This window comes from Sporosarcina sp. FSL K6-3457 (assembly GCF_038007285.1).
Classification (GTDB): domain Bacteria; phylum Bacillota; class Bacilli; order Bacillales_A; family Planococcaceae; genus Sporosarcina.
Genome location: NZ_JBBOWX010000001.1, coordinates 881,644 through 903,724 on the forward strand (window position 1 = coordinate 881,644; position 22,081 = coordinate 903,724).

Genomic DNA, 22,081 nt, shown 5'->3' on the forward strand with positions numbered 1-22,081 from the left:
AGGGACTTCCGAGTGAGTGGGAAGTCCCTTTTTTGCATGCCGTTACTGACAAACATATATTCAATTAACATGATAAGTTACTAAGCCTTTAGCATTCGCATACAATGCTGCGTGTGTCCTGTCGGCTAGTTCGAGCTTTGCGAGTACTTGACTCACATGTTTTTTTACAGTGTACTCAGAAATATATAGAGCCTTTGAAATTTCTTTATTGGAAAGTCCCATGCCGAGTTCAAGTAATACTTCTTTTTCTTTTGGGGTTAATTGATTGACATGACAATCCTTTTGAAAAAGGTTTTCTTTCGACATCATTACCAAATCAAGTACCCCGGGATCATAATATTTTCTGCCCCTGCCAATCATTCGTAAGGCGTGTATCAGCTCTTCCGGTAATGCCTCTTTTAATACATAGCCATCGACATCGATTTCTTGTGCTCGTTTAAAGTCAATCTCTTTTGTGGAGGAAGTTAACACGACGAATTTACAAGTTATTCCTTGTTGTTTTGCTTCAAGTATTAAGTCCAAACCCGATTCATTTCCTAGGTGGAGATCTACAATCGCTAAATTAGGTTTGGTTTTGTGGAATAGAGCTAGTGCCTCCCTATTATTCGCGGCTTCTCCTAAAAAATTCATAGTTGTATCTAAAGAAAGTAGATAGGCTAGTCCTTTTCTAACTAATGGATGATTGTCCACAATAACAATTTGCATAACTTATTCACCCGATCCTTCCTTCATTGAAAGTATTAGTACAAAAATAATGTAAAAGTAGGGTTTCTCTGTGAAATAGATTTAAGTTGAACTTATGATTGTGACATAATCACCAGCGGGAGGCATCCCCTAGCGCCAAGCGGTTTTAGTAGGATTCTTTAGTTCAACATATATAGTCTATTGTAAACTCTTCTTATTGAATAATTCGTCACCTCTTGCGATTGAAGAGGTTCTTTCTTTGTTTGATTAGCTAGTAATTTATCGATTTATAACCATTCGAAGCGGAACGAATCTGGTACAAAAGCATACCGACCTTACACTAAAGTAGAAATCGATAGTAGACGAACGATATCTAGAAGTCACTCTTTGGGGGGAGGATAGCCAATAAAAATCCTTCTATACTAAGAATAGATTCATTATTTCGACCTTTGGATAATGGCTGAAAAAGTATTGGAGGAGATTTTTCGTGAAAAAATATGAAATTTACTAAAGAGGTGCTCATGATGAAAAAAATGTTTGGTGTTTTTCTTGTGTGTGTCCTTTTATTGGGGGCAGGAACGATTTACGCGAATGGTCATGCGGGGCAGAATCTTTTTGATTGGTATAAGGGTTCGTTTCAGAAGAAAAGTGAAAAGTTAGGTTCAGTTACTGCAACGGAAATTACATTGGCCATTAAAGAGGTAAATACCTTTTTGCAAGAATCAAAAGCAAGTATTGATGACAAACTTGCAATTTTTCATGGAGATAAAGTGAAAGAAGCGAAGTCTAGTATTGAAGCATATCAGACTCAAACGATAACAAGTTTGAATGATATGATCGTTGAACTAGAAAATATAAGCTTTGATGATTATGTGGACGAGCTGAACATTGAAGCTGAAATGGATCAGGACTTTGAAAAGATTGTGGAAGAAGTATTTGGAAACTAAGCACTCATACAAACCAATATGAGAAAAGGGGATAATTAAATGATTAAAACAGTAAAAGGGAAAGTGATCGCTGGGGCAATAGCAGTAGGACTTTTATCGAGTGCGGGTGTAGCGTTCGGGGCAACAGACGCGGGACAAAATTTCAAAAATTGGTTTGATGGGCAATTTGGGAAAGCTAATATAGCTGTCGCAGAACAAACTGCGGCATATATGAGTGATAAAGTTGAGGGATTAACAACGGAATATAATGCACTGAAAACAGATGCTACAAACAGCATTAATGCGAAGGGTGAAGCCCAAGCTGGCGTTGCAAGTAAAAATGTTGAAGCAAGAAGCCAAGAACATATTGACGCAATAAAGGCTGAAAAAGCGCATATTGAAACCTACTTGTCTGGTCAGTTTGATAAAATGAAGGAATTCGCCAATGGGTTAATTAATCAAGCTGGAGCTGATGCGCTAGATTATATGAAGACTGATTTACCTGAACATACGGGAGCTGCGGGACAAGTAGCTATCGATAAGGTGAACACTGATGTAAAAGCAGTCACTGCTCAAGCTGTTAGTGATTTGGAGGAAACAATTAGGGTGGCGAAACAAGAACTCCAAGCACAATTGGATGCGGAAACCGATTTAACGATTGATGAAATTAAAGGTTTGATTGATGAAAAAATCAAGGAGCTTCGTTCTGTCATCACTCAAATGAAAAATAAATTAGTTATGGATCAGGAGAAACTGATTACAATGACAGCGAAGAGCCTTCAACTCGCTGCCGAGGCTGAAATGGATGCTTTGGTAAACGGTATGAATAAATAAGTACGAATGACTAGTAAGGGCCTCGTCACGAGAGGTCCTTATTATTTTAGAGGAAGGTGTAATTATGCCGAATAAAGTTCCGAAGTATAAAAGTTCCTTCAGCTTTAAAAAAATAGGTATAGTACTTGGGGCTCTTTTGTTAATGCTTGGTCTAGGAAGTGGTGTGAATATGGCTTTTGCAGGCCAGGATGCAGGGAGTTCGTTACTAAATTGGTTTGCTGTTAAAAGGACAGTGGCGGAGCAGGAGATAGCTGATGCAATTACTGCAGAAAAAAACCGACTTATGGGTGAATTGAAAGTGGCATTAGAAGAAGAGAAGCAAAGAGTAGAGGAAGAATTGGCGACATTCATTGTCGGAGAAAAAAACCGCCGGACACTTGCATTGCAGGAATATGCCGCTAGCCTAAAGGCGAATATAGCAACTGATCTTACTGAGGAAAAAGAGGCAATTATTGCAGACCTAGATGCGGAGTACGATCAAGCCATCGATAAGTTGAATAACGCCTCCACTTCTACTCCTATTGAGATTGTACTGCCTTCGGAACCCGGAGAAGATCCGGATATTGAAACCGAGAAGGATGAGAATATGGCATCGAAACCTGAAGCTGATGAAGAAGCGATTCAAAATCTAGCACTAGAATCTGAAGAGGATGGAACATTTAAATCAGAAGACAAGTTGGAGCCCTAGTATAGAAAAACTCCTCATTCGACTGTGAATGAGGAGTTTTGACGTTTATGTACTGGACTATATAGCGTACAGCAGGTGAATAGCAAATACTACCGTTTGGTCGTCATTTACTACCACTCAACGGGATTCAATATGAAGGAATCCGTTGAAAAACTATTCTGAAAGACGTATATTTAGAGTATCGAAGTAATGTGTGGAGAGTTGGAGTGCCATGGGAAAATGGTTGGTGGATTGGAAGAGGAAAATTACTTCATTCAATCAAAACGTTAGGTTGTTCATGCTGGCGAATGTGCTCATTCAAATTGGGATGGGTGTTTTTATGGTGATGTACAATCTGTACATTAAAGAGTTGGGGATGCCGGAAACCGTTAATGGCAAAGTCATTTCGATGACGGCGATGGCTTCGGCGATTATGCTGGTGCCAGCGGGTTTTTTGAGTGATAAGTTTGGTCGAAAGTGGATGATTGTCGGCGGTGCGTTGTTTGGGGCGATGACGTTGTTTTACCGCAGTGTTGCGATTGCGGAAATGCCAATTATTTACGCGGCATTTTTAACGGGCTTGTTCATGGCGTTTGTGCAAGTGTCAGGTGTGCCTTTTCTCGCGGAGAACTCTACGCCAGCTGAGCGCGTGCATATGTTCAGTATCCATTTTGCTTTGATGACTGTGGCAAACGTGATTGGCAGTCTGTTTGGCGGTGTGATTGCCGATGTTCTAGAAGTTGTTGGCGGCATGGATGCAGCGTCAGCGATTCGTTGTGCGTTACTTGTAGGGGCCATTATTTTTACGTTAGGACTGTTGCCTTTATTCAAACTACAAAATAAGCCACCGGAGCCTGTACAAGTGAAAAAAGATCAGGAAGAGAAAGTGGATCGCGTTGATAGTAGTTTTAAGCGCAATATCATTCTCATCTTCCATTTCTCGTTTGCGAGCTTGCTCATTGGCATTGGGTCTGGATTAGTTGTTCCTTATTTGAATTTATATTTCTCCAATCGCTTTGATGCATCGAATGCTTATATTGGGCTGATTTTATCGCTTGGATCTGCGATGACGGCGGTGGCGATGCTGATTGGACCACTGCTTGTGAAAAAAGTTGGAAAAGTAAAGGCACTTATTATATTTCAAATGCTGTCGATTCCGTTTCTTATTTTGACGGCTTATACAACCTCGCTATTGCTAGCTTCACTTGGTTTCCTAATGCGTCAGGCACTTATGAATGCGGGGAATCCGATTCAAAGTGCGATTGCGATGGAAATCGTGGCGGATAAATACAAAGGGCTTGCAAACTCGGTGAACCAGATGGTATTTAATATTGGCTGGGCCACCATGGGTCCTGTAGCAGCGGGGCTTGTCATTGCAAATGGATTTTATTGGGGCTATGCCTATGCCTTCACCATTACGGCAGGCTTGTATATTGTGTCATCCACGTACTATTTCTTTATTTTTGGTAAGAGGAAGTTAGCCGAGGAATAACAAACTGCCCTGCACAATTATATGCAGGGCAGTTTTGTTATTCGCCTCGTTGATATTGCGTTTCCTTCCAAGCATTTTGCTCATTAGGCACTCGGCTTTTATCCTCAAAGACATTTTCAGTTTTCTGATTTTGTACCTGCAACTGCTCTTTTTCCTTCCGTAGCTCCTCGGGTGATTTTTCTTTCGTCATACTGACGCCTCCTTATTTGTTATGAGGCGTAGTATTCCCGAAAAGATCGAAATCAGTCGTAAACGTGGAAAGTCATTAATTCATGAATCATTTTTTTTACATTGTCTTCTTCAGGTGGTGCTTCGCCGTTCCAAATAATTTCTCCCTCAGGCATATAATCTCCCGTGTACCTCGTATTGCGAAAGAAAAATGCAAAAGTCCAACCAGGTAATTGTTTATTGTCATACATGGGTTTATAACTGAAATGTTGTAGCATAGTCATACTCCTCTCATAAGATGCTACCCAATCGCATAAAATCAGAGTAAAGATGAGCGAAAGGGTGCTGACTTGTTTGTAAATAAATTAAAGCAGGCCATTGAAGACGAGTACAGAGATTATTATTTTTATAAATCGATGTACAGTTTGACGAATGATCCGCTCTGGCAAGATTTCCTCAAGCATATGTATGAAGATGAAAAAAGCCATTACGAAATGTTCCAACAGCTCTATTATATGATGACGGGGACGTTTGTTCCAAATCCTAAGAAGCCGTTGCCTTGTTATAATTTGAAAGAATGTGTTCAACGGGCATTGGTGGATGAGTTAGAGGCTGTTGAAACGTATAAGGAAATGTTACTGACAATTCCATTTCAAGAGGCTTATAATCCGTTATTCATCGCCATGCAGGATGAAATGGAGCACGCGATTCGTATGTCGACGATGTATAATGCATTATCTTGAATCGGTAGAAGACTCCTGTTTTAAGGGGACATAGTTGATGGCAAGCCTTTGCATTTTTCCGTTTGTCCTCGTTCTGCTATAATTGGGACGTAAAGAAACGGGAAAAGGTGAAGCGATTGGATTTTTTATGGACACTGGTATTTATGGCCTTTATTGGTGCACTGATTGGTGGATTGACTAATCACTTGGCCATTAAAATGCTATTTAGGCCACATGAAGCAAAATACATCGGAAAATGGCGTCTGCCGTTTACGCCAGGCTTAATACCAAAACGGCGGGATGAGTTGGCAAGGCAGCTAGGGAAGACGGTTACGAATTATTTATTAACACCAGATACTTTCCGAAAGAAATTATTGACACCTGACATGGAAAAAAAGGCAGCGGGCTTTATTCAACAGAAACTGGAAGAACATGTCCTTCATTCAGATAAAACCTTGAATGATTGGCTGACGACTGCGGGTGCGACACAAGTTGCAGAAAAAGCAGAACAGAAAGTGTTGGAAGTGCTTGATGCCCAGCTTAACGCCGTGCGTAGAAAGCTGACGACCGGAACGGTGGAAGAGGTGCTACCGGAAAAGTGGCGGGTGGAAGTAGGAGAGCGTATTCCAACTGTGACAACGTACATTTTAGGTAGGTCGGAGCAATATTTCGCGTCTGATGAAGGAAAAGCGATGTTCCGTAATCTCATTGATGATTTCTTAGCCTCTAAAGGAACACTGGGCAGCATGGTTAATATGTTTTTTGGTGAATCAGAGTCATTGGTTGGAAAAGTGCAAAAAGAAGCGATTAAATTTGTTACTGCATCTGGTACGATAGCTTTAGTGAACACAATAATTTATAATGAATGGGAAAAGCTACAGCAGCGTCCTGTGGAGGAATTATTGGCTGGCTTTGATTGGGATGGATTATTTGGTTCCATTTCAATGTATGCGAAAAATGAGCTGGCGTTGGAAGCACGTTTTAATAAGTCTATTCTCGATTATTGGCCGAATGGGACGGAATGGACGGCTACTAACGTTACACCAAAGCTTGTCCAGTTTGCCTTTAAACAGGCAGAGGTACAATTGGAAAAAGCGCTTGGAAAATTGAAATTAGATGATATTGTAAGAGAGCAAGTCGATACGTTTCCTGTCGCTGTGTTGGAGGATCTTGTGCTAGGTATTTCCAAACGCGAATTCAAAATGATTACCGTCCTCGGGGCATTCCTCGGCGGATTGATCGGAATCGTTCAGGGCTTAATCGTCTTTGTAACAAATTTATCGTAGGGGGAATTGGACATGACAGTAAATATGTATGATGATTTGAATAAGTTGGAGGCGACATTTCGCAAAACAGCGGAATTTGCAGAAGTGGAACAAGCAGTAGGCGAAGTGAAAGCAGACGAAGAAGCACTTGCTTTGTTTAAAAATTTCCGTAAAATTCAGATGACCTTGCAAGAAAAACAAATGCAAGGTGAAGAAATTGTTGAAGAAGAGCTTGAATATGCGCAAAAAACGGCACAGCTTGCTCAGCAAAATGTTAAAATCATGACGATGCTTGAAGCGGAGATGAAGCTTAGTGGTTTGATCGAGGAAGTGAACCGAGTTCTGATGAAGCCCGTACAGCAACTATATGAATCCATTTAAAAACCGGCTTATGCCGGTTTTTCTTCTTGTGTGCCCGGCATGGGTAATCGCTAGGTGGTGAAAGTCCACTACAGGCTTGGCAGTAGGAACTGTTAGCAGAAGGCAAGGGTGTCCCCCGTGAGGAGGAATCTGAAGGAAGCCGTATGCAAATTCTCGAACTGACGAACAGAAACTATATATAAGGCTGAATTGGGATGGATGAGTCTGCAAGACAAGACGAAGTCCAATACTGCCCGAATCCCATACAGTAGATATAGCAGTTACATGAGAAGAAAGTGATTACCCTTACCCGGGGAGGTCTCACGGACGAGTGAAAACTCGGTTGAAACAAGATTTGTCGTGAGAAGTCAGCAGAAACCATAGTAATTTCCTTACGGAAATGAAGGGTGGAACAATCTTAAATCTTGGAAAACAGGGAGGTGTAGACATCACCGCCAAAGCACAGCAAACATCACGGTAATTACCAAGAGATGGCTGCCTATGGAGAGATAAGTTGGAAACGAAAGGGTACATAGGAGCGTGCAGGGATGTCGCATGGATATGAAAGAACAAGATGGTATCAGCTTAATCGAACAGGTTATTGCAGATGATAATCTTTGGAGAGCCTACAAGAAAGTCAGAAAGAATAAAGGAGCCCCAGGTGTAGATGGTATTACAGTCTATCAATTAAAAAGCCATATGGAGAAATATTATCAGCCTCTAAAGCAAAAGCTGAAGGATGGGTCTTATCAACCCCAACCCGTTAAAAGGGTTGCGATACCGAAAGCAGATGGGTCGAAAAGATACTTAGGTATTCCATGTGTCTTAGATAGAGTCGTTCAACAAGCGATTCTTCAAGTCATTGAACCAATCATTGACCCTCATTTTTCAGATAATAGCTACGGTTTTCGAAAAGGAAGAAGTGCACACCAAGCTATTAAAAAGGCTGAGGAATATTACCAAGAAGGTTTTAAAGTGGTAGTGGACTGTGATTTAAAAAGTTACTTTGACACCATCCATCACCAGAGAATACGCGGTTATCTGGACTATTTCATCTCAGATAAAATGGTACTCCTCCTAATCTGGAAGTTCCTACGCTCGGGCATCCTCGATAAAGACATCTATATCGAGACAAAGAAAGGTGCACCCCAAGGTGGACCCCTGTCTCCTATTCTAGCCAATGTCTACCTCAATATGTTAGACAGAGAGCTGGAAAAGAGAGGACACCGATTCGTTCGATATGCCGATGACTTCGTCATTTATGTCAAAAGTAAACGTGCGGGTGAACGGGTAATGGAAAGTGTCACCAGCTTCTTGGAGCAGGACCTTCAACTAACGATTAACCAGGAGAAAAGCCAGATATGCGGTTCCACAAAAGCCACATTCTTAGGCTTTAACATTCAAAATCTCATGGGAAAGTAGGTTGCCGACCAAGTAAGTCGGCAAAACAACGCTTCAAAGACAAGCTAAGAAAGCGAACCAGTAGAAAACTTCCTGGTCCTTTCATAAATATTATCACAAAGATCAATCAAACAATAACTGGATGGATTAACTATTACGGAGTCGCTAACATGAAGAAATTCATTGAGGAAACTCAACAATGGTTAAATCATCGTTTAAGACAATTGATATGGAAGAGATGGAAGAAAATACGTACTCGTTACCAAAAACTTCGTAAGTATGGTATTGGGCATAATGATGCGATGAAATTGGCAAATTCCCGAAAGGGATACTGGCGACTATCGCGTAATGGAATTATCCATCGTGCCATAACAAAAGAAAGACTCACAAAGTGGGGACTAAAGGATATGTCCCAACTTTATGAGTCTCGATAATTAAAAGGTTGAACCGCCGTATACCGAACGGTACGTACGGTGGTGTGAGAGGTCGGCTAATCAAATAATGATTAGCCTCCTACTCGATTATCCCCAACGAAAATTTGGTACAATGAACGTTGCTTATAAGAAAAAAACAGTAGATTGATCAATAGAAAGTTGGTACACATACATGCAGAAAATCGTTATCAAACAACCATTCGAGCAGGATTGGATTCGGATGTTCACCCATCTAGCTAATCTATTTTTCGAGCAATCCAAAATTATAGATGAAGACGAGGAACAGGCCATCAGTGTAGAATTCTCCCTTGAAAAAGATGTGGACAATATGCTGATGGGACAAGCAATTCTTACGAGGGATGGTCAAGAATATAGCGCAATATTTACCGAGCTAGAGGAGAAGGATGACGCAAAAATCCAAACGCGTCAATTAAAACGCATTTATTCGCATGTTTTACTCGAAGCACTTGAACAGGCGACAGGCATGCAGCAATCATGGGGAATTTTAACGGGCATTCGTCCGATGAAGCTCTACCATAAATACCGCCAGCAAGGACATAGCACGGAGCAGGCACAGCAATTATTAATGGACCGCCATCGGATTTCAAGTGAGAAAAGTGAACTCCTTGCGAAAATTGCGGATGTTCAGTTGCGTTCGGTACCTGATTTATATGATTTGAAAAATGAAGTAAGTATTTACATCGGTATTCCATTTTGTCCAACGAAGTGTGCGTATTGTACGTTTCCTGCCTATGCGATTCATCGGAAAAATGGTCGGGTAGAATCCTTTCTAGATGGCTTGCATGAGGAAATTCGTGAAATGGGGAAATGGTTGACGGAGCGTAATATGGCGATTACGACCATCTATTTCGGTGGGGGCACGCCAACTTCTATTGAAGCGGAAGAGATGGATGCTTTGTATGAAACGATGTATGCTTCGTTCCCGAACATGGAAAACGTTCGGGAAGTAACAGTGGAAGCAGGACGCCCAGATACCATTACACCTGCTAAAATTGAGGTGCTGAAGAAATGGGGCATCGACCGCATTAGCGTCAATCCACAATCGTATACGGATGAAACCTTGAAAGCAATCGGGCGTCATCATTCGGTTCAGGAGACTGTCGATAAGTTTTGGCTATCCCGTAATATGGGCATGAAAAATATTAATATGGATCTCATCATTGGCTTGCCGAATGAAGGCATGGAGGAATTTCAGCATTCGCTCGATGAAACCGCCAAGATGCAGCCGGAATCACTGACAGTCCATACATTGTCATTTAAACGGGCATCTGAAATGACACGCAATAAGGACAAGTACAAGGTGGCGGATCGCGGGACGGTTGAACAAATGATGAAGCTCGGTGAACAGTGGAATGCAGAAAATGGTTATGAGCCATACTATTTGTATCGTCAGAAAAATATTTTAGGAAACTTAGAAAACGTCGGCTATGCAAAGCCGAGTGAAGAAAGTATCTACAATATCGTCATTATGGAAGAAGTCCAGACGATTATTGGTGTTGGTTGCGGAGCTTCAAGTAAGTTTATCGACCCAACGACAGGCAAGATTACGCAGTTTTACAATCCGAAAGATCCGGCGGCGTATATTCTAACGTTTGAAGATGCTATTGAGAAGAAGCTGGAACATTTGAATACAATTTACCCGGAGAGAGTTAATAGTTAAATCAATTACGCCTCGGCGTAATTACGTCCAGATTTTAAATCGAGCGAGCTCGATTAACTCCTTTCAAAACTTGTGACATTCGCCGGAGGCATTATTTTTAATCAGCAAGTGGTTAAACACTTGCTGATTAAAAATAAAGGGTTTATAAGGAAGACACCGAATATAGTTAAATGAATGATGATTCATTTTATTATAAAAGGGGTGTCTTTTTATGTATACAACTGTCGAATTGAAAAAAGAGGGGCGTCTTGCGAGTCTCACATTGAACAGACCAGCGTCGATGAACGCGATGGACGATGTCATGATGAAGGAACTTGCAGACGTTTTTGAAGCGTTGAAGGATGATAGAACCGTGCAAGTGCTAATGATTCAGGGGGCTGGTCGTGCATTTTCAGCAGGTGGGGATATTAAAGCGATGGCGGATCCGAACAGCCCACTAGATATTGGTAAGGTCATGGTCGATGTGTCACGTCTTGCGAAAGCATTGTACACACTGCCACAAATTACAATTGCAGTCGTCCACGGAGCGGCAGCTGGACTAGGATTTAGTCTTGTACTTGGCTGCGATATTATTATTGCAGAGGAAGACAGCAAGCTTGCCATGAACTTCATTGGTATCGGTCTTGTACCTGACGGAGCGGGCCACTTCTTCTTAAAGGAACGTGTTGGTGTACCACAAGCGAAAAGTCTGATTTGGTCAGGTAAGGTAATGAATGGCTCAGAAGCCTTGGCGAAAGGATTGATTGACGAAGTGGTGGCGGAAGGGAAGGCTGCTGAATATGGCGAAGCGTATGCGCAAAAATTGCTTGCTTCACCTATTGCATCCATGATTGCATCGAAGAACATTTTGCATGCGCAGAACATTGCAGAACTTGAAAATATCTTGACAATGGAAAGCGAAGCCCAAGTGGCGATGCGTAAAACCGCTGACCATATAGAAGGGATTCAGGCGTTCGTGGAGAAGCGAAAGCCAGTGTTTACGGGGAAATAACAGAAATACCGGTGCTATCCTAATTGTAGGGGAGTGACCGGTATTGTTTTGTCAATTGGAGGTTTATCTTGTATACTGAATGAAGAACTATGCCACGATTGACTAAATGATTTGGAATACCAATATAAAGTGAGGCCAATATACAGTGGAAGATGGGGTGAGGGGAATGGAAGAGCTATTAAAACAGTTTATGGGTCAGATGGACAGCCGATTTGAGCAAATGGAAAAGCGTATGGATGTACGATTCGAGGAAATGGAAAAGCGTATGGATGCACGATTCGAGGAAATGGAAGAGCGTATGGATGCACGATTCGATCAGGTAGACAAACGTTTTGATAAGGTTGAGCTAGACATGGCTAATAATCAAACCGAAAATAGAAGCCATTTCAGGCATATTGAAGAACGACTTGACAAACAAGAGCAAACTTTTGAAGTTGTCGCTGAAGAAATTAAAGGTATTAAAATCGACATTAACTATTTGAATCAAAAAGTTGCAAAGCATGATATGGAAATCAATAATCTACATCAGCGTTTGTCGATATAAATTAGATAAAATGAAAAATGAGACACTTACTCAGTTAGCTATTGAGTAAGTGTCTCATTTTTTTAGATTGTATCTTGAACTCGCGGATAAATCCACAAAGTCGCCGATAAACTGGACAGACTCGCTGATAAACCAAAATTATTTATATTTATCGACCGTTTCTCGCCAAGCGAAATCCCCATTTTCAATAGAACGTAGTAACAGTTCAGCCGTTGCGATATTCGTTGCGAGGGGGATGCCATAGACATCGCATAGTCTCAGCAGTGCACTGACATCAGGTTCATGTGGCTGAGCCGTTAATGGGTCACGGAAAAAGAGAATTAAGTCTAGCTCACCTGTTGCCAGCATTGCGCCGATTTGTTGGTCACCGCCTAAAGGCCCCGACATGAGACGATTAACGGAAAGATTGGTTTCGTCCATAATTCTTTTCCCTGTCGTCCCTGTTGCATACAGTGTATATTTTGAAAAGATATGCTCATAGGCGATTGTGAAGTTCACCATTTCGTGTTTCTTTTCATCATGAGCGATTAATGCGATTTTCATTTTGGAACACCCCTTTATTCTACTAGTAAGCAATAATCTAATTCCTTTATAGATTATCACAATTTGTCGATTTGTGTACGAATTAATTTAGGTGCCACTAATTCAACCTTCATTCTATCTGGATCTTCAAAGTAAACGGCATAATGTTCAGGTCCGCCGGCAAATGGATGCTTATCAGTGTAAAGAATGCAGATTCCTTTATCTTGTAATTTGTTTGTTAGCTCATCCACTTGTTGACGCGAGCTTGCGTGGAAGGCCAAATGGTTAAGGCCTACTCGGCATCTATGATAGGACACATCCAAAAATCTGTCCTCTGCTTGGACAAAAACAAGATATGTTTCGCCTAGCTTCCAGCTTCGCCCACTATCCCATTCTTGAAACGGGCTATAGCCTAATTCTTCTAACAGCCAACCCCAGAAATCAATCGTCTTTTTTAAATCAGAAACGTACAGTTCAATATGGTGAATCAGTCCTTGTGACATCTACTTACCCCCTATCTTCTAAAAAAGTGCAGCTAAGCTGTAATATTTTGCTTAGCTGCACTTTTGTTATGAATGAAACAATAATAATTTTCCAGCGGGAGATGCAAGACGATGTATTTTTTCAACCAGATCTTTCTCTTCAAGCAATGCCTTCCCTTGCACCTTTGCCGCCTCATCAGTTTCAGCCGTGAACGTCTCTTCTGTAATCAATGCCCCAGTTGGCTCATATGCAGTCAGTTTATAAGTTCTCACAACATTCACCCTTTCCAATCACTTTCATTCATTATACTACAATACTACAAAAGATTCTAAAAATATTTTGTAAAGGTTGCTTGACATTACGTGTATAGTAAAGTAACCTTTACGTAAAGCTACCTTTACTATTTTGGAGTCTAGGCTCCGGGCGCCAGATGCTCTGGCCATAAGTCAAGCCGACTCAGTGGCAAAGACCGCCATGCCGTTGACTCGTCTTATGCCTGTCGCATCTGAGCAGGCGCCCTGCGCTTTTCATATGAAAGGGGGAGCAGGATATTGAATAACTTGATAAAAGAAATGCGGACGGAGATGGGGCTGACACAGGATGATTTGTCGGAGAAGCTGGAAGTTTCGCGACAGACGATTATCTCGCTTGAGAAAGGCCGATATAACCCATCGCTAACTTTGGCATTCAAACTTGCGAAGTTGTTCAATTGTCGCATTGAAGATATTTTTACACCGGAGGAGGAATGAAGATGCACGAGAATTTTAACTCACCGTATTTTTTGCTAGGTTTGGCGGCTGGGATTGTTTTTGGATTAATCGTTGGGTATTTTGCTTGGTATTTTGTAGTGAAAAAAGGGAAGAAGAAGCGCCGTTTTGATGAGCGTTATAAAGGGATTCAGGCGCAAGCAAAATCATTATCTTGGGCAGTTATGATGTTGGTACTTGTTATTGGCTACGCGCTTGTTTACATTTTTGAAGGACCAAGTCTTACATTCTTTTTAATCATTGCTGTATATGTCATTGGAATGGTATCTTATGGAATTGCGGCTTTCGTTATGGAGAAAAAGAGTTAGTTTGAAACTTCAATTGCCACATGAGTTTATTTTTACACTGGGGGAGGAAGAAGTATGAGTCAAGATGTCGATTATGTCTTATTATTTACTGTTATTCCGGCGTCAATTTTGATTATGTTTGTTACATTTTGGATTATGCGACGAATGGGTAAAAAGCATCGTTGGTTTGATGAACGGCACAGAATAGTCCAAGAAAAAGCAAAGTCATTCTCATGGAAGGCCACAACAGCAATGATTCTAATTGTTTGGATAGTTATTATTATTGTTGAGGGACCGGGACTTTCTTTTTTCTTAATGTCAGGGCTTTGGGTGACACATATGTTGTCATATGCTATCGGTACGGTGATTGCCAGTATAAAAAACTCATAGATTTGAAACTTCAGTCCACTAGTAACGTATAGTTTAGAAGGTTGAAAAACGAAAGGAGCAACAAAATGACTTTACTACTTGAAAATGTCACGAAACGCTTCGGCGATTTTACTGCTGTAGATAATTTGACGCTGTCTGTCGGAGATGGCACGATGTATGGGTTTCTAGGAGCGAATGGAGCAGGCAAGACAACAACCTTCCGCATGATTCTCGGGCTTTTGAATGCCAATGAAGGTCGGATTACATGGAATGGTAAACCAATTTCTTATGCGACGAGTCCTGAAATCGGTTATTTACCTGAAGAACGCGGTCTTTATCCAAAAATGAAAGTGGAAGACCAGCTTGTATTCCTTGCACAGCTACGAGGTATGAGCAAATCAGACGCGAAACGAGAGCTTCATAACTGGCTTGAACGTTTTGAAGTTCCGCATTATGCTACTAAAAAAATTGAAGAGCTATCGAAAGGGAATCAGCAGAAAATCCAAGTAATTGCATCACTTCTACATAAACCGCAATTGCTCATTCTCGATGAACCGTTTTCCGGTCTGGATCCCGTAAACGTTGAAATGTTGAAAGCTGCCATTTTAGATTTCCGGAATGATGGCGCGACAATTGTCTTTTCGAGTCACCGCATGGATCATGTGGAAGAATTATGTGAGCAGTTAAGTATTATTGATAAAGGCAAACAGATTGTCAGTGGCTCACTGCGGGATGTTAAACGGTCATTTAGTAAGCATAATGTTCGTATTCATTCGGATAACGATTTGTCGCAGCTTGCATCCATTTCAGGTGTTACATCTGTCACCAAAACAGTAGAAGGCGCGATTTACCAAGTAGAATCGGAGGAAATAGCTAGCAAACTATTAACAGCGGCTTTACAAACAGGTCCAATCCGTCACTTTGAAATTGAAGAGCCTTCGCTGCAAGATATTTTCATCGAAAAGGTGGGGAAACAACATGCGTGAATTTATGATTATTTTTAACCAAGCATTTGTAACAAAAGCGAAAACGAAATCATTCATTATTACAACTGCCATTATGCTAGCCGCGGTGTTCCTATTTGCCAATATGGGAAAAATTATTGATGGTGTAAAAAGTGTTACAGGAGGCGATAGTGAGTCGGCTCAAGTGCTACAAGTGATGGATGAGAGTGGTGTTTTAGTAGATCGGTTAATTGCACAGTTTCAGACAAGTGGCTCGGATATGAGAGTAGAAAAAGCTAGTGAATCAGAGCAGGTGCTGACCGATCAAGTAAAAGAAGGAGAAATCGATTCCTTTTTGACGGTGAAATTGGATGAGACCAATACAATTCAGGCGAACTATACATCTATGAGCTCGATGGAATTCTCGTTGCCGATGATGCTACAGGAGGCGCTTCAATCGATTCAAACGGAAATGAAAGCAGAGGAATTATCGTTGTCGGGTGAACAAGTGCAGACGCTGTTTGCGCCGATTCAGTTTGACCAACATTCGGTATCGCCATCGGCAAAAACCGAAGAAGAGTTGAGTCAGGCACGCGGTCTCGTCTATGTGCTCATGTTCCTCATTTACTTTGCAGTTATCATGTACGCAAGCATGATTGCAACAGAAGTAGCAACAGAAAAATCATCGCGTGTTATGGAAATTCTAATTTCCAGTGTGTCTCCCGCGAAGCATATGTTTGCTAAGGTGTTAGGAATTGGCTCGCTCGGTTTATTGCAAATGGTGTTATTAGGTATTGCTGGTTTCATCGCGCTGAAAACGTCAGCGGTTAACATGGAGGATGGTTTCTTCTCATTCTTTGGCTTTTCCAATATGAATGTTGGCACAATCGTTTATGCTATTGTCTTCTTCCTATTAGGCTACTTCCTGTACGCGACGCTTGCAGCTTTGCTAGGCTCGCTCGTTAGCCGAACAGAAGATGTGCAACAAATGATTATGCCGATGACGTTGTTAATTGTGGCGGCATTTATAATCGCAGCAACAGGCCTTGGTAATCCAGAATTGGCGTATATTAAATATGCTTCCTTCTTTCCGTTCTTTGCACCACTCGTCATGTTTTTACGTGTCGGCATGTTAGATCTGCCTGTTTGGGAGCCGGTGCTATCCATTGCGATTTTGCTCGTAACGATTTTCATCCTCGGCTGGTTTGGCGCACGTGTCTACCGAGGCGGCGTACTCATGTATGGCCCATCAAAATCATTGAAGGATATTAAAAAGGCAATTCAGTTAGGGAAAGAATAAATTTTAGCTTAAAGTCTTATCGCACATGAAACCTCGTGCGGTAAGGCTTTATTTTCATGTGCCAAAAATAGCAAACTATGATAAAATAAGAACAAGTATTCGTTGGACGGAGGAGGGATTTGAGTTGTCAACTATTCGATTTATTCACACGGCTGATTTGCATTTGGATAGTCCATTTAAAGGCATGACGGGACTGCCAATGGAACGGATGAAAGACTTGCGGGAGAGTACATTTACGGCATTTGCAAGACTGATTACTTATGCACTCAATACAAAGCCAGATTTTGTGTTAATTGCTGGAGATATTTACGACGGTGAAGATCGTAGCTTACGTGCGCAAATGAAGTTCCATGAAGGTATGGAAAAATTAAATGAGGCCGGCATTCCTGTGTTTATTTCACATGGCAATCACGATCATCTTGCTGGCAGATGGACGCGCTTTGAATTGCCGCCGAATGTGTATGTATTCCAAGAGCAAGTGGAAGAAGCTCGGCTCAACGTCAATGGACAAGCGATTTCAATTTATGGCTTTAGCTATAAAGAACGGCATATTCGTGAGCGGAAGATAGAGGAATATCCGGTGGCACAGGATCAGGAGGCACTCCATATCGGTATGCTACATGGGAGTTTAGCTGGAGATGAAACACATGCAGTGTATGCGCCATTTACGAAAAGTGATTTACTGGCTAAGCACTATGATTATTGGGCACTCGGTCATATCCATCTGCGGCAGCAGTTGCATGAACACCCCCCCATTGTGTATCCAGGAAATTTGCAGGGACGGCATCGCAATGAGCGCGGCGTGAAAGGATTCTATGAAGTAACGTTATCGAAGGTGAGTGCTGTTCTTCATTTCATCCCTGCGTCTGCGATTGTTTTTGAACGTTTGGAAGTATCCTGTAAAGGAATAAGTCATGCGAATGAATGGCTAGCGGCTTGTCGGGAAGCACTGGAGTCCTTTGAATCACAATATGGAGCAGGCATTGTGGAGTTGGTGATGCTCGATATAGACAGTGGAACGGCCGAGTTATTTCAGCAATCGATGGAGCAAGAGTGGCTCGAAGTATTACGCGATGTGATTGGGGACGCTGAGTCGTTTGTCTGGGTGCAGAAGCTGTCATTTGTTCAGTCAGCCATTCCTACAACAGCTTTAGGTGCGCTATGCCAATCAGTCATCGGCATGATTGACGACTGGCAGGCGGACGATTGGAAGGAAGTTTTGAAGGAGTTATACCAGCATACACAGGGCGTGAAGTACCTAGATATTTTACAGGCCAATGACATAGAAGAGGTTAAAGCAGCGGCAAGAGCATTAATAGCGGCAGAAATGAAATGAGGTGTTGAAGTGAAAATTGACAAGCTACTCATTTATGGATTCGGCAAGCACGACAATGTCACGATTGATTTTGGCTCGGGTATTACCGTATTATATGGCTTGAATGAAGCAGGAAAAACGACCATTCAGCAATTCATCCTGCATATCCTTTTTGGATTTCCGCAAAAAAATAGTGCCTTGCTGCGGTATGAACCGAAATCAGGAGGTAAATATGGTGGACAAGTGCATGTTGTAGATAAAAAATACGGCAAGTGCATCGTTGAACGCGTTCGTGGGAAATCTGCGGGCGACGTTACTGTCTATTTTGAAGATGGTACAACAGGAGGAGAACAGGAGCTTAGCATGCTTCTGCGCCAATACGATCGGCCGTCATTTGAATCGATTTTTTCGTTCTCTTTACTGCAATTGCAAGGCTTTGACAAGATGGATGAACAAGAACTGAGTCGAACATTGCTTGCTTCGGGGACAACGGGTGTTGACACGCTGATTCAGCTTGAAAAGAGAATGGAAAAAGAGCTGGGCGAGTTGTTCAAGAAGTCCGGAAAAATTCCAGAGATGAACGTCAAGATGCTCGAGCTTCGTGAACTAGAATTGGAGCTGAAAGAAGCTCAAGGGAAAGTGGCAGAGTATGCGCCAGCAATTCAGCAATTACAAGAAATCGATACGCGTCTGCCAGAGTTGTATGCTCTGCAAAAGACACTTCAGAATGATGCCCAGCAGTTATCGATTGCGCGTCAGCTTCTCCCACTTCACCAGAAAAAAAGGACCCTTGAAGCCAAGCTTGCGCAATTAAATGCATCATCATTTCCAATAGACGGTATTAGACGCTACGAGGCATTGGTAGATAAATGGACGGAAGCGGATGCAACGAAACGGAGATTGGCAGAAGAACTAGCGGACTTAACTACAAAAATAGCACAGCAGCAAGCTACAGATCGTTTAGCAGATAGTGAGATTTTATTGGCCAAGGAAGCAGAGTGGCATGGTTGGTGTCTAGCAGAGGTAGCTGCGGCAGATGAATTAAGGCGGTTAACGAGTGAAAGAAGTCATATAATGGGGCGCCTTGGCATCCAAGGACAATCGGCGGAGGAGCGTCTGCTACTGGCCGATGTATCGATACAGAAGGAAGAGGAAATGCATAATTTGTTAGGTAGCCTCGCTGAAAATGACCAGCAAATCGCCTATTCTGAACGCCAGCTTGTTCAGCTTGAAAATGATTTACTCGATATCGAAACAAAAATGAGTGTCCTGCAACAAGCAAAACCCTCACAAGAGGAGCTGGAGCGCGTACAGCGGTGGCCTGAAATTCGCCAACAGCTTGCGGAAGCGAAAGCATATGTAGCATTAGGTGGGCGTCAGGGAGAAAAAAATGCAATCGTTATGCCAGCGTTTCTTTTACTGCTTACTGTCGCGTGTATCCTCATTGGTTTTATCCAAAAGGAGTGGTTGGTCGTTGCAATTGGTGCTGTCATTGGGATAGCTGGTGCATTCTTTTGGAGACGCAAGGATTCACAATCTAGTGAACCTTCGAATATGGAGGAAATGGAACGCTTCATTGCTTCATATGATGGTAAAGAACAGCAGATGGAGCAGCTTGTAGAGCGTGTGGCCAGTGCTAAACGGGAAAGAGAAGGGCTTCAACAGACTTATGTCAGTCTTGAACGGAAACACCTTGAGCTTGTAGTGGAGCTCGATACATGCCATGACAATAGAAGGCAAGTAGAGTCACAGTTTCTCCAATTTTTACAAGTATACGGTTTGACTAGGTTGCCATCACCCGCAATCATTCCAGAATTGCTGCGTTTTATACGCGAGTTCCAGGAAGTGACGAGAGCCACAGAAGAGATGGAGAACCAACGGCAAATCGCCCAAAATAATATCGCTATTCGAGTAACAGAAGTTGAAAAAGTTTTGCAAAAAAACGTGCCACAAGAAGCGATGTATGAGATGCTTAGAAGGGAATTTATGCAGTTAAAAGAAGAGGCTGAAATGTTCAAGTCATTAAGTGTGAGTACTCGACAAAAGGAAGACGCATTGAAAGAAGCTTCTGAGCTAGCTGACACGTTACAACACAGATTACAGCAATTACTAGCTGAAGCAGGAGTGGAAACGGAAGAAGCATTTTACATGGCTGATCGTGTGCATCAGGAAGCTGGGCGTTTGACGGAACAGTTGAATGATACACAGTTGCAATTATCTGTGCACGGAACTGCGGAATTACCTGAAGGGGTCAATGAGGAAGATTTATTGGCTAGGGTGAATGACAACGAAATAACGCAGTCCACGGTCGATGAACAGCTCAAGGCGCTCATCAATGAGCAAGCGACCCTCATTCATAAAACAAATCATTTGTCGACGGATGAAACCTATGGACGTAAACTGCAACTATTCGAAATGAAGAAGGCCGAACTTGCCGAACTTGCCAAACGGTGGTCAGAGCGCAAAGTGATTGCGGAAGCGATTAGACGAACGATGATAGATTTGAAAGAGAAGAAACTGCCCGAAGTACTTGCAGTGGCGGAAGGGCTGTTCCGCGAATTAACAGCGGGTCAGTACGAATCGCTTATTGTGACAGAGTCTGGTCGTTTCGAGGTATTAGCAATTGATGGGTTGCGCTATCCGATTGGTGAACTAAGCCAGGCAACCAAGGAGCAGGCTTATATTGCACTTCGTTTGGCACTTGCGGCGTCAATACTTGAGACAGCACCATTTCCGATGATTATGGATGATCCATTCGTTCACTTTGACGAACAGCGACTATCGCGTATGATTGAATTATTAAATCAGCTACACCATCACCATCAGTTCATTTACTTCACATGCCATAAAGTGATGACGGAACAATGGCAAGATGCAACAATAGTAAACGTTTCCGATATCGGAAACGAACAAGGAGCGATATCATTATGAAGAAATTGACGGATTATAAAGTAGGCGAGCCACTAGACATCTATCTGCTCATCAAGCAGTCTACAAAAGGCGTTACGACTCAAGGTAGCCCATTCATGACACTAATTTTGCAGGATAAAAGCGGTGATATTGAAGCAAAACTGTGGGATACAACGGAAGAAATTGCACAAACCTATGCCGCGGCAACAATTGTTAAAGTGGGCGGAGAGTTACATGAATACCGTGGGAAAAATCAGTTGCGTATTAAAAGCATCCGTCCTATTAAGGCTGATGAAGGGATATCGATTGCTGATCTTGTTCCTTCATCGGCCAAAAGTAAGGAAGTTTTGTATGAAGAGTTAATGCAGTATTTCTTTGAAATGCAAAATCCGCATATTCAACGAATTACTCGCCATTTATTGAAAAAACATCAGGCTGCTTTTATGACTTATCCGGCAGCGACAAAAAATCATCATGATTATGTATCAGGGCTTATCGACCATGTGGTATCGATGCTAAAACTAGGAAAAGCACTGGCGGATTTGTATCCATCACTTAATAAGGATCTCTTATATGCAGGAATCATTTTACATGACGTTGGGAAAGTTATTGAACTGTCAGGGCCGATTGCGACGCAATATACAGTGGAGGGGAATCTCCTCGGGCATATTACCATTATGGTCAATGAAATATCAAAAGCAGCGGATGAACTTGAAATCGTTGGTGAAGAAGTGATGTTGCTACAACATATGGTATTGTCCCACCATGGCAAGGAAGAATGGGGAAGCCCAAAACGGCCTATGCTGAAAGAGGCGGAGATTCTTCATTATATTGACAATATAGATGCGAAGATGAATATGTTAGATCGTGCACTTGGAAAAACAGCACCAGGCGAATTCACAGAACGAATCTTCCCGCTCGATAATCGGTCATTTTTCAAACCATCTTTTGAATAATAGCAAAAAGGGCTACCCAGACACAGACAGCGGATAGCCCTTTTTGTTCATTGGATGAA

Annotated in this window: 26 protein-coding genes; 20 read left to right on the forward strand and 6 right to left on the reverse strand. The window is 42.0% G+C overall.

Annotated elements, in window-relative coordinates; genetic code table 11:
* Positions 1-60 precede the first annotated feature (60 nt).
* Positions 61-705: a response regulator transcription factor gene (locus N1I80_RS04260; protein WP_340736701.1), complete on the reverse strand. Its 645-nt coding sequence runs from the start codon at positions 703-705 to the stop codon at positions 61-63.
* Positions 706-1,208: 503 nt separating this feature from the next.
* Between N1I80_RS04260 and N1I80_RS04265 the strand changes: the two genes are divergently transcribed.
* From N1I80_RS04265 to N1I80_RS04280, 4 genes are all read left to right on the forward strand, one after another.
* Positions 1,209-1,631, forward strand: coding sequence for a hypothetical protein (locus N1I80_RS04265; RefSeq protein ID WP_340736702.1), 423 nt, complete (start codon positions 1,209-1,211; stop codon positions 1,629-1,631).
* A 39-nt stretch (positions 1,632-1,670) separates the two neighbouring features.
* Positions 1,671-2,444, forward strand: a complete 774-nt coding sequence (locus N1I80_RS04270) for a hypothetical protein (RefSeq protein ID WP_340736703.1) — start codon at positions 1,671-1,673, stop codon at positions 2,442-2,444.
* 64 nt (positions 2,445-2,508) lie between these two features.
* Positions 2,509-3,132, forward strand: coding sequence for a hypothetical protein (locus N1I80_RS04275; protein ID WP_340736704.1), 624 nt, complete (start codon positions 2,509-2,511; stop codon positions 3,130-3,132).
* 211 nt (positions 3,133-3,343) lie between these two features.
* Complete coding sequence (locus N1I80_RS04280) at positions 3,344-4,603, forward strand: MFS transporter (protein ID WP_340736705.1); 1,260 nt, start codon at positions 3,344-3,346, stop codon at positions 4,601-4,603.
* A gap of 37 nt (positions 4,604-4,640) precedes the next feature.
* Here N1I80_RS04280 and N1I80_RS04285 read toward each other — a convergent pair whose 3' ends face one another.
* Positions 4,641-4,793, reverse strand: coding sequence for a hypothetical protein (locus tag N1I80_RS04285; RefSeq protein WP_340736706.1), 153 nt, complete (start codon positions 4,791-4,793; stop codon positions 4,641-4,643).
* A 52-nt stretch (positions 4,794-4,845) separates the two neighbouring features.
* On the reverse strand, positions 4,846-5,049 hold the full coding sequence (locus N1I80_RS04290) for a YheE family protein (protein WP_340736707.1): 204 nt from the start codon (positions 5,047-5,049) through the stop codon (positions 4,846-4,848).
* A 72-nt stretch (positions 5,050-5,121) separates the two neighbouring features.
* Here N1I80_RS04290 and N1I80_RS04295 point away from each other — a divergent pair, with 72 nt between their 5' ends.
* The 8 genes from N1I80_RS04295 to N1I80_RS04330 all read left to right on the forward strand — a co-directional run bounded on the left by N1I80_RS04295 (position 5,122) and on the right by N1I80_RS04330 (position 12,169).
* Positions 5,122-5,514 carry a ferritin-like domain-containing protein gene (locus N1I80_RS04295; RefSeq protein ID WP_340736708.1) on the forward strand — a complete coding sequence of 131 codons (393 nt, stop codon included), beginning with the start codon at positions 5,122-5,124 and terminating at the stop codon, positions 5,512-5,514.
* Between the two features lie 143 nt (positions 5,515-5,657).
* Entirely contained in the window at positions 5,658-6,779 is a 1,122-nt protein-coding gene (locus N1I80_RS04300) for a DUF445 domain-containing protein (RefSeq protein WP_445683688.1), read from the forward strand.
* 12 nt (positions 6,780-6,791) lie between these two features.
* Positions 6,792-7,139: a YlbF family regulator gene (locus N1I80_RS04305; RefSeq protein ID WP_340736710.1), complete on the forward strand. Its 348-nt coding sequence runs from the start codon at positions 6,792-6,794 to the stop codon at positions 7,137-7,139.
* 540 nt (positions 7,140-7,679) lie between these two features.
* Positions 7,680-8,540, forward strand: a complete 861-nt coding sequence (ltrA, locus tag N1I80_RS04310) for a group II intron reverse transcriptase/maturase (RefSeq protein WP_340736711.1) — start codon at positions 7,680-7,682, stop codon at positions 8,538-8,540.
* An 83-nt stretch (positions 8,541-8,623) separates the two neighbouring features.
* Complete coding sequence (locus N1I80_RS04315; RefSeq protein WP_340739959.1) at positions 8,624-8,953, forward strand: group II intron maturase-specific domain-containing protein; 330 nt, start codon at positions 8,624-8,626, stop codon at positions 8,951-8,953.
* A 172-nt stretch (positions 8,954-9,125) separates the two neighbouring features.
* Positions 9,126-10,634 carry a coproporphyrinogen III oxidase gene (locus N1I80_RS04320; RefSeq protein ID WP_340736712.1) on the forward strand — a complete coding sequence of 503 codons (1,509 nt, stop codon included), beginning with the start codon at positions 9,126-9,128 and terminating at the stop codon, positions 10,632-10,634.
* A 211-nt stretch (positions 10,635-10,845) separates the two neighbouring features.
* On the forward strand, positions 10,846-11,625 hold the full coding sequence (locus tag N1I80_RS04325) for an enoyl-CoA hydratase (protein ID WP_340736713.1): 780 nt from the start codon (positions 10,846-10,848) through the stop codon (positions 11,623-11,625).
* 166 nt (positions 11,626-11,791) lie between these two features.
* On the forward strand, positions 11,792-12,169 hold the full coding sequence (locus N1I80_RS04330) for a hypothetical protein (RefSeq protein WP_340736714.1): 378 nt from the start codon (positions 11,792-11,794) through the stop codon (positions 12,167-12,169).
* A 138-nt stretch (positions 12,170-12,307) separates the two neighbouring features.
* On the opposite strand, the gene mgsA is transcribed toward N1I80_RS04330, so the two are convergent.
* The 3 genes from mgsA to N1I80_RS04345 all read right to left on the reverse strand — a co-directional run bounded on the left by mgsA (position 12,308) and on the right by N1I80_RS04345 (position 13,446).
* Positions 12,308-12,712 (reverse strand): methylglyoxal synthase, encoded by a 405-nt coding sequence (gene mgsA, locus N1I80_RS04335; protein WP_340736715.1) that lies wholly within the window; start codon positions 12,710-12,712, stop codon positions 12,308-12,310.
* A gap of 56 nt (positions 12,713-12,768) precedes the next feature.
* The gene (locus tag N1I80_RS04340) at positions 12,769-13,194 is read right to left on the reverse strand and encodes a VOC family protein (protein ID WP_340736716.1); all 426 of its coding nucleotides are present in this window, start codon (positions 13,192-13,194) and stop codon (positions 12,769-12,771) included.
* A gap of 66 nt (positions 13,195-13,260) precedes the next feature.
* Positions 13,261-13,446: a YhzD family protein gene (locus N1I80_RS04345; RefSeq protein ID WP_340736717.1), complete on the reverse strand. Its 186-nt coding sequence runs from the start codon at positions 13,444-13,446 to the stop codon at positions 13,261-13,263.
* Positions 13,447-13,725: 279 nt separating this feature from the next.
* On the opposite strand from N1I80_RS04345, the gene N1I80_RS04350 reads away from it, so the two are divergent.
* The 8 genes from N1I80_RS04350 (at position 13,726) to yhaM (ending at position 22,022) form a co-directional block, all read left to right on the forward strand.
* Positions 13,726-13,923 carry a helix-turn-helix transcriptional regulator gene (locus N1I80_RS04350; protein WP_318616716.1) on the forward strand — a complete coding sequence of 66 codons (198 nt, stop codon included), beginning with the start codon at positions 13,726-13,728 and terminating at the stop codon, positions 13,921-13,923.
* A 2-nt stretch (positions 13,924-13,925) separates the two neighbouring features.
* Positions 13,926-14,249, forward strand: a complete 324-nt coding sequence (locus N1I80_RS04355; protein WP_340736718.1) for a DUF3796 domain-containing protein — start codon at positions 13,926-13,928, stop codon at positions 14,247-14,249.
* A 54-nt stretch (positions 14,250-14,303) separates the two neighbouring features.
* A complete protein-coding gene (locus tag N1I80_RS04360) occupies positions 14,304-14,618 on the forward strand; it encodes a hypothetical protein (RefSeq protein ID WP_340736719.1) in 315 nt (104 codons plus the stop codon).
* A 65-nt stretch (positions 14,619-14,683) separates the two neighbouring features.
* On the forward strand, positions 14,684-15,583 hold the full coding sequence (locus N1I80_RS04365) for an ABC transporter ATP-binding protein (RefSeq protein ID WP_340736720.1): 900 nt from the start codon (positions 14,684-14,686) through the stop codon (positions 15,581-15,583).
* Positions 15,576-16,841 (forward strand): ABC transporter permease, encoded by a 1,266-nt coding sequence (locus tag N1I80_RS04370; RefSeq protein ID WP_340736721.1) that lies wholly within the window; start codon positions 15,576-15,578, stop codon positions 16,839-16,841. The genes N1I80_RS04365 and N1I80_RS04370 overlap by 8 nt, the downstream gene beginning before the upstream one ends.
* Before the next feature lie 124 nt (positions 16,842-16,965).
* A complete protein-coding gene (locus N1I80_RS04375; protein WP_340736722.1) occupies positions 16,966-18,177 on the forward strand; it encodes a metallophosphoesterase family protein in 1,212 nt (403 codons plus the stop codon).
* Positions 18,178-18,186: 9 nt separating this feature from the next.
* On the forward strand, positions 18,187-21,087 hold the full coding sequence (locus N1I80_RS04380) for an ATP-binding protein (RefSeq protein WP_340736723.1): 2,901 nt from the start codon (positions 18,187-18,189) through the stop codon (positions 21,085-21,087).
* Positions 21,084-22,022, forward strand: a complete 939-nt coding sequence (yhaM, locus tag N1I80_RS04385) for a 3'-5' exoribonuclease YhaM (protein ID WP_340736724.1) — start codon at positions 21,084-21,086, stop codon at positions 22,020-22,022. The genes N1I80_RS04380 and yhaM overlap by 4 nt, the downstream gene beginning before the upstream one ends.
* Positions 22,023-22,081 lie beyond the last annotated feature (59 nt).